This is a genomic window from Mesorhizobium silamurunense (assembly GCF_014843825.1).
In the GTDB taxonomy this organism is placed as follows: domain Bacteria; phylum Pseudomonadota; class Alphaproteobacteria; order Rhizobiales; family Rhizobiaceae; genus Mesorhizobium; species Mesorhizobium silamurunense.
This window is the reverse complement of sequence record NZ_JHQR01000400.1, coordinates 1-10,411: the sequence shown is the minus strand read 5'-3', so window position 1 is coordinate 10,411 and position 10,411 is coordinate 1. Positions and strand designations below refer to the sequence as shown.

The window sequence follows — 10,411 nt, the reverse complement described above, 5'->3', positions numbered from 1 at the left end:
CCCCGGTTACGGGCGACATCCATTAACTCATTGTTTTTATACAGGTCGCCCCAAAACGGAGGCAGCTTCGAGGCGAGCCTCAGAAAACCGGAGCGGCCGCCGCAGGACGATCGACGGTTCGGGTCGGCATGCTCGGCACTGGCCGACGGTCCGCAGGGATCAGTTTGCGAGCCACGACGTAAATCGCAAACACGACGATGGCGGCGACATAGCCGTCAATTGCATAGTGCCACGCCAGATAGACCGAACTGACCGCAACAACGGCCACGTAGAGCAAAGCGAAGGCGCCGAGCGGGCGGCTGTATTCGCGCACGAACAATGCGTTGAGCATCGCAAGGCCGACGTGAACACTGGGGAACGCCGAGATACCTGTGGCAAAACCAGTCCGCTTGGCCTCATACAGCGACCATAGATATTGCTGATAAGCGGCAGCGGAGTTGCTTGACGCAGCCCCGCGGGCGAGGAATGCAAGCTGTTCGCCAAACCGCGCCGTGTCCCCCGTGACCGCGCCGTAAAATGCCGGACCTGCCGACAGGAACAGCGCCGCCAGGATGTTGCCGACGAGAATCCAGACTGCCATAAAGCAGGCGAGATAGCGCGTTCGGACCGATGCCACCATTGGCGATGTCGCGACGAAGAACAAGGCGCCGAAATTCAGTAGAAACCAGAAGACGTTGTAGTTCCACTCTACTATGTCTCGCACCCGATCGCTTTCGGCCACGGAGTAGAGCCAGCGCCATGGATCGGTGCCAAAATGGAGGAAAGCATCGATGTTGGCCTGCACGACATCGAATCGAAAACCGCCTTGCCAGACCGACATCCCGTTTTTCATGGACGTGAAGTTGCCTTGAAAGATCATGAGCGCCATGAGAAGGCACAATCCCGATAGCGAGTATGCCAAACGCTCGGTGGAAAACACTCGTTTCGCAACCACGCGCCGCCGGGAATTGAAACGATGTATAATGAAAATTGTGTCGGCAAGAATGGCTATTGTGGGCAATACGAAGCCGTTGAGAGAAATCCAGGACCCGAAATATATCGAGAACGCGAGGCGGTCGGCGGCGCCTATCGCGTTCAGAAAGATCAGCCCAGCCAAAACATAGATGACGATGGCCAGATAGAGGCCCGAATCCCTGCGAACGAGTTGGGCTGCCTCCCTGACGATCGCCCACAGGCAGCGGAGGACCGAATAGCTTTCCGTCATTGCCTTACCCCAGGCTGCAATAGCTGACTGTCTTTATGAGAGAAAGTTATAGATTTGGTTAGCTTGCGGGCGCCGTCACCCGCCGCAGCGTCAGATTGATACGGCCGCCATTCTTCAGCAGCGCCGAGGTCGCGGGGTAGATGCGGTCGACGCCGTGGAAACAGAGACGCCCCTCGCCGCCGAGCACGACGACATCGCCGCTCTTCAGCCTGAACGACTTCGTGCCGCCTTCGCGCGTGGTCTGGCCGACCCGGAACAGGCAGTCGTCGCCCAGCGACACCGAAACGACGGGCGCGGCGAAATCCTGCTCGTCGCGGTCCTGGTGCAGGCCCATCTTGGCGTCCGCCGAATAGAAATTGACGAGGCAGGCCTCCGGCGGATGCGGATAGGCCGACACCTCGCGCCATACGTTTAGCAAGGCTTCGGGGATCGGCGGCCATGGCTCACCCGTCACCGGATGCGTCGGCTGGTAGCGATAGCCGCGCTCGCGGTCCGTCACCCAGCCGAGCGTGCCGCAATTGGTCATGCGCACGCTCATCTCCTTGCCGGTGCGCGGCATGGCCGGCACGTAAAGCGGCGCGGCCTGCACGACGCGCCTGATCTCCTCGACCAGCGCTTCCTGCGCCGCGCGCGGCAGATAGCCCGGCATGTGGCGAACGCCCTTGGGCAGAACGAGCATGGGATTCGATCCGATCAATTCGTCCGAGCATGCCACCGATGGAGCGGCTTCGCGACCCGAAAGCGGCCGCCGATCGGAACTCGGGCCTCAGTCGTTCTCCACCCGTCCGCGCAGCTTCTTCACCGTCGCGCGCCCGGCCTTGGTCTTGAGGCGACGCTCGACGGCGCCCTTCGAAGGCTTCGTCTTCTTGCGCGGCGGCGGCGGCGGCTCGGCCGCCTTGGCGACCAGTGTCGTCAGCCGTGCCCGCGCGTCGGCGCGATTCTGCTCCTGGGTGCGGAAACGCCCGGCTTCGATGACGATGACGCCATCCTTGGTGGCACGCTGGCCGGCAAGCCTGATGGCTCGCTCCCGCACCCGCTCCGACAGGCCCGACGCATTCGCGGCGTCGAAGCGCAACTGCACCGCGGTCGCCACCTTGTTGACGTTCTGGCCCCCCGGACCGGAAGAGCGGATGAAATCCTCGTGCAGGTCGCCCGGATGGATGACCGCGTCGCTGGCGATGATGATCCTGTCGTCGGCACTCATGCGCGCAGTCATGGCGCGGCGGCGGGAAAAAGAAAAGGCCCGGCAGAAGTCGGGCCCCGAAGGAAAGGATGCAAGGAGCGGCTATTCGGCCGCCTCCTGCAGACGGGGCGCAGCGCCCATGATGGTCGCGTCGACATGCTTCTCGAACTTCTCGAAGTTGACCGCGAACATGCCGACCAGCTTCGCGGCCTGACGGTCGTAGGCCGGCTTGTCGGCCCAGGTCGAGCGCGGATCGAGGATTGCGCCGTCGACGCCCGGAACCGCTACCGGCACCTCGAAGCCGAAATTGGCGTCGGTGCGGAATTCGGCGGCGTTGAGCGAGCCATCGAGCGCAGCACCCAGCAGGGCGCGCGTCACCTTGATCGGCATGCGGCGGCCGGTGCCGTAGGCGCCGCCGGTCCAGCCAGTATTGACCAGCCAGCAATCGACGCCGTGGCCGGCGATCAGCTCGCGCAGCAGATTGCCGTATTCGGACGGATGGCGCGGCATGAACGGGGCACCGAAGCAGGTCGAGAACGTCGCTTCGGGCTCGGTGACGCCCTTTTCCGTCCCGGCGACCTTGGCGGTGTAGCCGGAGAGGAAGTGATACATCGCCTGCGCCGGCGTCAGTCTGGCGATCGGCGGCATGACGCCGAAGGCATCGGCCGTCAGCATGATGATGTTCTTCGGATGGCCGGCGCGGCCGGTCCTCGAGGCATTGGGAATGTAATCCAGCGGATAGGCGCAGCGGGTGTTTTCGGTGAGGCTGCCGTCGTCGAAATCCGGCACGCGGCCAGCGTCCAGAACCACATTCTCCAGCACCGTGCCGAAGCGCTGCGTGGTGGCGAAGATCTCTGGTTCCGCCTCGGCCGAGAGCCTGATGGTCTTGGCGTAGCAGCCGCCCTCGAAGTTGAAGATGCCGCGCGGACCCCAGCCGTGCTCGTCGTCGCCGATCAGCGTGCGCGACGGGTCGGCCGACAGCGTCGTCTTGCCGGTTCCGGACAGGCCGAAGAAGACGGCCGCGTCGCCGCCGGGCCCCTCATTGGCCGAGCAATGCATCGGCATCACGCACTTCTCAGGCAGCAGGTAGTTCAGCATGGTGAACACCGACTTCTTCATCTCGCCGGCATACGACGTGCCGCCGATCAGCACGATCTTGCGGGTCAGATCGACCGCGATCACCGTCTCGGCGCGGGTGCCGTGACGGGCGGGATCGGCGCGGAAGGACGGCAGGTCGATGATCGTCATCTGCGGCAGGAAGCGGTCGAGTTCCGAAGCTTCCGGGCGGATCAGAAGATTGCGGATGAACAGCGAATGCCAGGCGAATTCGGTGACGACCCGAACCGGCAGCCGGAACTCGGTGTCGGCGCCGCCGACGAGGTCCTGCACGTAGAGATCCTTAGCCGCAGCATGGGCGCGGAAATCGGCATGGAGCGCCTCGAACTGCGCCGGCGAGATCGCCTTGTTGTTGTCCCACCAGACGTGCGGCCCGGTGCTGTCGTCGCGCACGACGAACTTGTCCTTCGGTGAGCGGCCGGTGTGCTGGCCGGTCTCGGCAACCAGCGCGCCCTGCGCCGTCAATTTCGCCTCGCCGCGGCGGATCGCTTCCTCATAGAGCTCGGCGGCGCCGAAATTATATCGCACCGTGCCCGTGGTCTTCAGGCCGATCGCGTCAATGGCGCAGTCGGGGTTGCGTTTGCCGGCTTCCGACATCAAGTTTCCTCTCTGGATTTTGGCCGCGTCTGACCGGTGAATTGCCGGAACGCGCAAGGGGCTAGATAGGTTCAGAACCAGAAAAGGCGAATGATATCAAATCATTAATCGATTTAAAAAATTTGAAAGTTGTTTAAATCGTTTATATGTGCAAAAAATCACAGAGGTTGCCCAAAGGATTGGCAGGCTTCGTTCGTCCAATCCCGTTACGGGTGCGATCGTGTGTAGCGGCAGGCCGCCCGTGACTTCGGACAGGGCCCGTGCCACATTTTGTACCCAATTTGTCCTGCAAAAGCCCTTTCTCGACGACAGAAGGGACAGCTCATGAGGGAGCCGCTTGAAATGGCAACAATCGCGCTTGTCGACGACGACCGCAATATTTTGACTTCGGTGTCGATCGCGCTCGAATCCGAGGGCTACCGCGTCGAAACCTACACCGACGGCGCGTCGGCGCTGGAAGGCCTGGCGGCGCGGCCGCCGAACCTCGCCATCCTCGACATCAAGATGCCGCGCATGGACGGCATGGAGCTGTTGCGCCGGATGCGGCAGAAATCCGATCTGCCGGTGATCTTCCTGACTTCGAAGGACGACGAGATCGACGAATTGTTCGGCCTCAAGATGGGCGCCGACGACTTCATCCGCAAACCGTTCTCGCAGCGCTTGCTTGTCGAGCGGGTACGCGCGGTGCTGCGCCGCACCAGCGCCCGCGAGGCGGCCGCCAAGGCGCCCAGCCAGCAGGCGCGCTCGCTCGAGCGCGGCCAGTTGGTGATGGACCAGGAGCGGCACACCTGCACCTGGAAGGGCGAGCCGGTGACGCTGACGGTGACCGAGTTTCTGATCCTGCATTCGCTGGCGCAGCGCCCCGGCGTGGTAAAAAGCCGTGATGCGCTGATGGATTCGGCCTATGATGAGCAGGTCTATGTCGACGACCGCACCATCGACAGCCACATCAAGCGGCTGCGCAAGAAGTTCAAGGCCGTCGACGACGACTTCGAGATGATCGAGACCCTTTACGGAGTCGGGTACCGGTTCCGCGAAGCATGAGATTGTGAATGGTGAATGGTAAAATGGTGCGAGCGGGCCACTTCATGACATGGGCTCCATCTCAAGCGCTCATTTTCCATTCGCCATTTACCATTCACCATTCACTAGGGACTGCTAGTCGATGGCAGTTGAGATAGAGCGAGGCAGGCGGGCGGGCGCGGCGAAGCGCCCGTCGCGGATCGTGCCCGCATTCCTGTCGAAGATCACCGTGCCGATGCGCCGGTTTCTCGGCCACCACATCTTCTCCAGCCTGACGCGGCGCATCCTGTTCCTCAACCTGGCCGGCCTTGCCGTGCTGGTCACCGGCATTCTCTACCTCAACACCTTCCGCGACGGGCTGATCGACGCCCGGGTCGAAAGCCTGATGACGCAAGGCGAAATCATTGCCGGCGCCATCGCGGCCTCGGCGACGGTCGAGACCGACTCGATCAGCATCGATCCGGAAAAGCTGCTCGAGCTGCAGGCCGGCGAAAGCCTGGGGCCGGGTTCCGACCAGCTCGACAACCTCGACTTCCCGATCAATCCCGAACGCGTGGCGCCGGTGCTGAGAAGGCTGATCTCGCCGACCCGCACACGCGCGCGCATCTATGATCGCGACGCGAACCTTCTGCTCGATTCGCGGCATCTCTATTCGCGCGGCCAGATCCTGCGCTACGACCTGCCGCCTGTCGACGACGAGCAGCCGGACCTTTTGGAGCGCGTCGAGAAATTCGTCTTCGACTTCTTCCGCAACAAGGACCTGCCCGTCTATCACGAGCAGCCCGGCGGCAACGGCGCGGCCTTCCCCGAAGTGGTCAAGGCGCTGACCGGCGGCCCCTCGACCATCGTTCGGGTGAGCGAGCAGGGCGAGCAGATCGTCTCGGTCGCGGTGCCGATCCAGCGCTTCCGCGCCGTGCTCGGCGTCTTGATGCTGTCCACCGAGGGCGGCGACATCGACAAGATCGTCGCGGCCGAGCGCAAGGCGATCCTGCGCGTGTTCGGCATCGCGGCGCTCGTCACCGCGATCCTCTCGCTGCTGCTGGCCTCCACCATCGCCAATCCGCTGCGGCGGCTTTCCGCCGCAGCCGTGCGGGTGCGGCGCGGCGTCAAGAACCGCGAGGAGATCCCGGACTTCTCCGACCGCCAGGACGAGATCGGCAACCTGTCGATCGCGGTGCGCGACATGACAAACGCGCTCTATGCGCGCATCGAGGCGATCGAAAGCTTTGCCGCCGACGTCTCGCACGAGCTCAAGAACCCGCTGACCTCGCTGCGCAGCGCGGTCGAAACACTGCCGCTGGCCAAGAACGACATCTCACGCGCGCGTCTGATGGAGATCATCCAGCATGACGTGAAGCGGCTCGACCGGCTGATCACCGACATTTCCGATGCGTCGCGCCTCGACGCCGAATTGGCGCGCGAGGATGCCTCAACGGTCGACCTGAAGAAGTTCATCACCGATCTCGTCGCGGTCTCGCGCGAGACGACGCGCAACAAGAAGACGGTCGAGATCGAGCTCAAGGTCGCCAAGCTGCCGCAAGGCGTCAAAGGCTATGTCGTCGTCGGTCATGATCTCAGGATCGGCCAGGTCATCACCAACCTGATCGAGAACGCGCGTTCCTTCGTTCCCGAGGAGCACGGCCACATCACCATCTCGCTGGCGCGCGCCGGCAAGTTCAACATCGTCACCGTCGACGACAACGGTCCGGGCATCAGGGCCGAAAAGATCGACCGCATTTTCGAGCGCTTCTACACGGACCGGCCCGCTGGCGAGGCCTTTGGCCAGAATTCCGGCCTTGGCCTGTCGATCAGCCGCCAGATCGTCGAAGCGCATGGCGGCACGCTGACGGCGGAAAACATCCCCGGCACCAAGCCCGGCGAGATCAAGGGCGCGCGTTTCGTGGTGACGCTGCCGGCCGAAGGCTGATGTCCGGTCCCAGACACGATACCAAGACACAGTCATGTCCGATCCTGCGGTGAAGCCTGAAAACATCCATGGTACGGCGATCCTCGTCGGCGAGCGCGGCGTCCTCATCACCGGACCGTCCGGCGCCGGCAAGACGACGCTGGCGCTGACGCTCATCGACCATTGCCGGATCCGGGGCCTGTTTTCGCGGCTGATCGGCGACGACAGGCTGCTTGCCGCCGCGCATGGCGGGCGGCTGGTCTGCCGCGCGCCGGCCACCATCGCCGGTCTCGCCGAAGTGCCGGGCTTCATGCCGCGCCCGCTGCCGTTCGAGCCGGGCGGCGTGATCGATCTCCATGTCCGGCTGGTTCCGAAACCGGAGATGGCCCGTTTTCAGGAAGAGATCCGCGAGCCGGTCGCGGGCTGCCCGGTGCCGCGCATCGATCTTGCCGAGCGCAATGCCGCCACGGCCCTGCCGGCCGTGATGGCGCGGCTGTCGATACCGCCTTTTTCATGATCCGGTCCGGGTTTTTTGCTGCAATGCGTCAAAATGGCCCGGGCCGTCGCAATTTTGGGCTTGTCAACCGGCCGTGCGTCGACAAGATAGCGCTCCCGCCGCCTGGAATGGCTGGCGAACATAAAATACGCCTGTGAAGCGGCGATGACGGGAGCCACCAAAGAATGATCGGACTCGTGCTCGTGACGCACGGTCAACTCGCCACCGAGTTCCGGCATGCCGTAGAACATGTGGTGGGGCCACAGGACAATTTCGAAACGGTCGCGATCGGCGCCGACGACGACATGGAGAAGCGCCGGGCCGACATCGTCGACGCGGTGGCGCGCGTCGACACCGGGGCCGGCGTCATCGTGCTTACCGACATGTTCGGCGGCACGCCTTCCAACCTCGCCATCTCGGTGATGGACTCGGGCCGCACCGAGGTCATCGCCGGCATGAACCTGCCGATGCTGATCAAGCTCTCCTCGGTGCGCAAGGGCGACAACATGGCCGCCGCGCTCGACGAGGCGCAGGCCGCAGGACGCAAATACATCAACGTCGCCAGCCAGCTTCTGAGCAGCAAATGAACGCCCATGCGCCGGAAAGGGACGAGGTGGTGCGAGAGTTCCCGATCGTCAACCAGCGCGGCCTGCATGCCCGCGCTTCGGCCAAGTTCGTCCAGGTCGCCAGCGGCTTCGACGCCACCATCCATGTCGAGAAGGACGGCGTGAAGGTCGGCGGCACCTCGATCATGGGCCTGATGATGCTGGCGGCAAGCCCCGGCTATTCGATCCGCGTCACCGCGACCGGCCCGCAAGCCGGCCCGGCCATGGACGCGCTGGAGCAGCTGGTCGCCTCGCGCTTCGGCGAGGAAATCTGAAGCGCCGCGATCTCTGGAGCGTTCACCGTTTCACGGAAACGCCGACCGCTCTATCTCTTTGGTTTTGACGCAATTCCGGACGGAAAACCGTTACACACTTTTCCTGGAATTGCTCTAACGCGCATTGCCTCGAAGACATGCACGAATAAAGATTTCTTTATATCCCATTGTCGTTTGGCGACCGATCTGCTAGTCAGGCCGGCAATTCGCGCCCTCCATGCGCCGTCCCGGCGCCGGCGCGCTTTTGAAGACAATCACACCGGAGCACTGCCATGACGGGTAGCAAGGACTATGTGGTCGCCGACATCTCGCTTGCCGGCTGGGGCCGCAAGGAGATCGAAATCGCCGAAACCGAAATGCCGGGCCTGATGGCCTGCCGCGAGGAATTCGGCGACAAGAAGCCGCTCAAGGGCGCGCGCATCACCGGCTCGCTGCATATGACGATCCAGACGGCGGTGTTGATCGAGACCCTGAAGGCGCTGGGCGCCGATATCCGCTGGGCCTCCTGCAACATCTTCTCGACGCAGGATCATGCCGCTGCGGCGATCGCCGAAGCCGGCATTCCGGTGTTCGCCATCAAGGGCGAGTCGCTGGAGGATTATTGGGACTACACCGACCGGATCTTCCAGTGGGCCGATGGCGGCACCTCCAACATGATCCTCGACGACGGCGGCGACGCTACCATGTATATTCTGCTCGGCGCCCGCGCCGAGGCGGGCGAGGACGTGCTGTCCAATCCCGGCAGTGAAGAGGAAGAGATCCTGTTCGCGCAGATCAAGAAGCGCATGAAGGCCTCGCCGGGCTTCTTCAGCAAACAGAAGGAAGCGATCCGCGGCGTCACCGAGGAGACGACGACCGGCGTCAACCGGCTCTACCAGCTGCAGAAGAAGGGCCTGCTGCCCTTCCCGGCGATCAACGTCAACGACTCCGTCACCAAGTCGAAGTTCGACAACAAATACGGCTGCAAGGAATCGCTGGTCGACGGCATCCGCCGCGGCACCGACACCATGATGGCCGGCAAGGTCGCGGTGGTCTGCGGCTACGGCGACGTCGGCAAGGGCTCGTCGGCCTCGCTGCGCGGCGCCGGCGCCCGCGTCAAGGTGACCGAGGTCGACCCGATCTGCGCGCTGCAGGCGGCGATGGACGGCTTCGAAGTGGTCACGCTGGAAGACGCAGCCCCAACCGCCGACATCGTCATCACGACCACCGGCAACAAGGACGTCGTCACGCTCGACCATATGCGGGCGATGAAGGACATGGTGATCGTCGGCAACATCGGCCACTTCGACAACGAGATCCAGGTGGCGGCTTTGCGCAACCTGAAATGGACCAACGTCAAGCCGCAGGTCGACCTCATCACCTTCCCGGACGGCAAGCGGATGATCCTTCTGTCCGAAGGCCGCCTGCTCAACCTCGGCAACGCCACCGGTCATCCGAGCTTCGTCATGTCGGCCTCGTTCACCAACCAGGTGCTGGCGCAGATCGAGCTTTTCACCAAGCACGGCCAGTACCAGAACCAGGTCTATGTGCTGCCCAAGCACCTCGACGAGAAGGTGGCGCGGCTGCATCTCGACAAGCTCGGCGCCAAGCTCACCGAGCTGTCCGGCGAACAGGCCGCCTATATCGGCGTGACGCCGCAGGGTCCGTACAAGCCGGAACACTACCGCTATTAACCAAAGCGAAGATTTCTACAACATATTGAAAGCCGGGCGTTGACTTTCCGCCCAGCTTATTTTTTGCGCCGGTGATTCTTCACGCCGATTCCAGCAGGCGCTATTGTTGTGATTCGCGGTCCGGGGATGTAAGGGCCGGGACGCATTCAGGGCGGTCTTGCATTCAAGCGGCGAAGAGGACCAAGACATGCCGGGGGATAACCCGCCACGCGCGGGAAAGGCCGTTTCCGGCGGCCACGAGGATTCGATCTCGGCCGGCTCCGCCGCGACGGGCGGCGGTCTGCCATGGCGCGCCTGCGCCCGCCTCGGGACGCTCCTTGCCGCTGCCGCGCT

Annotated in this window: 10 protein-coding genes; 6 read left to right on the top strand and 4 right to left on the bottom strand. The window is 63.4% G+C overall.

What is annotated here, in order from left to right; all coding sequences use genetic code 11:
- Positions 1–79 precede the first annotated feature (79 nt).
- The 4 genes from DH10_RS34865 to DH10_RS34850 all read right to left on the bottom strand — a co-directional run bounded on the left by DH10_RS34865 (position 80) and on the right by DH10_RS34850 (position 4,100).
- Positions 80–1,204, bottom strand: coding sequence for a phosphatase PAP2 family protein (locus tag DH10_RS34865; protein ID WP_192385882.1), 1,125 nt, complete (start codon positions 1,202–1,204; stop codon positions 80–82).
- A gap of 58 nt (positions 1,205–1,262) precedes the next feature.
- A complete protein-coding gene (locus tag DH10_RS34860; protein ID WP_192252762.1) occupies positions 1,263–1,883 on the bottom strand; it encodes an alpha-ketoglutarate-dependent dioxygenase AlkB family protein in 621 nt (206 codons plus the stop codon).
- An 87-nt stretch (positions 1,884–1,970) separates the two neighbouring features.
- Positions 1,971–2,408, bottom strand: a complete 438-nt coding sequence (gene arfB / locus DH10_RS34855) for an alternative ribosome rescue aminoacyl-tRNA hydrolase ArfB (RefSeq protein ID WP_192252765.1) — start codon at positions 2,406–2,408, stop codon at positions 1,971–1,973.
- Positions 2,409–2,489: 81 nt separating this feature from the next.
- Positions 2,490–4,100: a phosphoenolpyruvate carboxykinase gene (locus DH10_RS34850; RefSeq protein WP_192252768.1), complete on the bottom strand. Its 1,611-nt coding sequence runs from the start codon at positions 4,098–4,100 to the stop codon at positions 2,490–2,492.
- A 342-nt stretch (positions 4,101–4,442) separates the two neighbouring features.
- On the opposite strand from DH10_RS34850, the gene DH10_RS34845 reads away from it, so the two are divergent.
- From DH10_RS34845 to ahcY, 6 genes are all read left to right on the top strand, one after another.
- The gene (locus tag DH10_RS34845) at positions 4,443–5,144 is read left to right on the top strand and encodes a response regulator transcription factor (RefSeq protein ID WP_006201274.1); all 702 of its coding nucleotides are present in this window, start codon (positions 4,443–4,445) and stop codon (positions 5,142–5,144) included.
- Between the two features lie 121 nt (positions 5,145–5,265).
- Positions 5,266–7,050: a sensor histidine kinase gene (locus DH10_RS34840; protein ID WP_192252771.1), complete on the top strand. Its 1,785-nt coding sequence runs from the start codon at positions 5,266–5,268 to the stop codon at positions 7,048–7,050.
- Positions 7,051–7,084: 34 nt separating this feature from the next.
- On the top strand, positions 7,085–7,546 hold the full coding sequence (locus DH10_RS34835) for an HPr kinase/phosphorylase (protein WP_192252774.1): 462 nt from the start codon (positions 7,085–7,087) through the stop codon (positions 7,544–7,546).
- Positions 7,547–7,710: 164 nt separating this feature from the next.
- Entirely contained in the window at positions 7,711–8,112 is a 402-nt protein-coding gene (locus DH10_RS34830) for a PTS sugar transporter subunit IIA (RefSeq protein WP_192252777.1), read from the top strand.
- Positions 8,109–8,405, top strand: coding sequence for an HPr family phosphocarrier protein (locus DH10_RS34825; RefSeq protein ID WP_192252780.1), 297 nt, complete (start codon positions 8,109–8,111; stop codon positions 8,403–8,405). The genes DH10_RS34830 and DH10_RS34825 overlap by 4 nt, the downstream gene beginning before the upstream one ends.
- A gap of 272 nt (positions 8,406–8,677) precedes the next feature.
- Positions 8,678–10,078, top strand: a complete 1,401-nt coding sequence (ahcY, locus tag DH10_RS34820) for an adenosylhomocysteinase (RefSeq protein WP_192252783.1) — start codon at positions 8,678–8,680, stop codon at positions 10,076–10,078.
- Positions 10,079–10,411 lie beyond the last annotated feature (333 nt).

Bases quoted from the DNA above. Each gene is read 5' to 3' on its own strand.
- DH10_RS34830 (WP_192252777.1), top strand. From the start codon at position 7,711: ATGATCGGACTCGTGCTCGTGACGCACGGTCAACTCGCCACCGAGTTC.
- DH10_RS34860 (WP_192252762.1), bottom strand. From the start codon at position 1,883: ATGCTCGTTCTGCCCAAGGGCGTTCGCCACATGCCGGGCTATCTGCCG.
- DH10_RS34835 (WP_192252774.1), top strand. From the start codon at position 7,085: ATGTCCGATCCTGCGGTGAAGCCTGAAAACATCCATGGTACGGCGATC.
- DH10_RS34850 (WP_192252768.1), bottom strand. From the start codon at position 4,100: ATGTCGGAAGCCGGCAAACGCAACCCCGACTGCGCCATTGACGCGATC.
- arfB (WP_192252765.1), bottom strand. From the start codon at position 2,408: ATGAGTGCCGACGACAGGATCATCATCGCCAGCGACGCGGTCATCCAT.
- DH10_RS34840 (WP_192252771.1), top strand. From the start codon at position 5,266: ATGGCAGTTGAGATAGAGCGAGGCAGGCGGGCGGGCGCGGCGAAGCGC.
- ahcY (WP_192252783.1), top strand. From the start codon at position 8,678: ATGACGGGTAGCAAGGACTATGTGGTCGCCGACATCTCGCTTGCCGGC.
- DH10_RS34865 (WP_192385882.1), bottom strand. From the start codon at position 1,204: ATGACGGAAAGCTATTCGGTCCTCCGCTGCCTGTGGGCGATCGTCAGG.
- DH10_RS34845 (WP_006201274.1), top strand. From the start codon at position 4,443: ATGGCAACAATCGCGCTTGTCGACGACGACCGCAATATTTTGACTTCG.
- DH10_RS34825 (WP_192252780.1), top strand. From the start codon at position 8,109: ATGAACGCCCATGCGCCGGAAAGGGACGAGGTGGTGCGAGAGTTCCCG.